This is a genomic window from Actinomadura rugatobispora, from assembly GCF_042656285.1.
Classification (GTDB): Bacteria; Actinomycetota; Actinomycetes; order Streptosporangiales; family Streptosporangiaceae; genus Spirillospora; species Spirillospora rugatobispora.
This window is the reverse complement of sequence record NZ_JBHSON010000306.1, coordinates 1-579: the sequence shown is the minus strand read 5'-3', so window position 1 is coordinate 579 and position 579 is coordinate 1. Positions and strand designations below refer to the sequence as shown.

At 48.9% G+C, this 579-nt stretch carries 1 protein-coding gene; it reads left to right on the top strand.

Going from position 1 to position 579, the window contains the following annotated elements; translation table 11 throughout:
* The coding region (locus ACFPZN_RS56530; protein WP_378293751.1) for a DUF444 family protein at positions 1-361 on the top strand (361 nt) is incomplete at its 5' end.
* Positions 362-579: the final 218 nt, after the last annotated feature.

The following is a 579-nucleotide window of genomic DNA, read 5'->3' as shown; positions in this document are numbered from 1 at the left end:
CTCGCAGGAGACCGGCGGCACCATCGTGTCGAGCGCCCTGAAGCTGATGGACGAGGTGGTGAAGGAGCGCTACGATCCGGCGCAGTGGAATATCTACGCCGCGCAGGCATCGGATGGCGATAACTGGGCGGATGACTCGCCGCTGTGTCATGAAATTCTGGCGAAGAAGATCCTGCCGGTGGTGCGTTACTACAGCTACATTGAAATTACCCGTCGCGCCCACCAGACGCTGTGGCGTGAGTATGAGCATCTGCAAGCGATGTTCGATAACTTTGCGATGCAGCACATTCGTGACCAGGATGACATCTACCCGGTCTTCCGGGAACTGTTCCAGAAGCAGAGTTCTACAACCTCCAATTAAATGTTATTAATCAGCCAGTTAACCATGTTTTTCTGGCTGATTTTATTGCATTTTCATCCTTAAATTTCACTATATTTTTCATTCGCTTAGCTTTTATTTTGGGGAATGCGATTTTGAAGAAGTGATTATGCAAAACTTCCTTTGAGCTTTAGGATGGCCATCATGCGATGGAGGCAAAATCCTATCGTGCCGACCAAACTACACAAAAAACCAGCCTC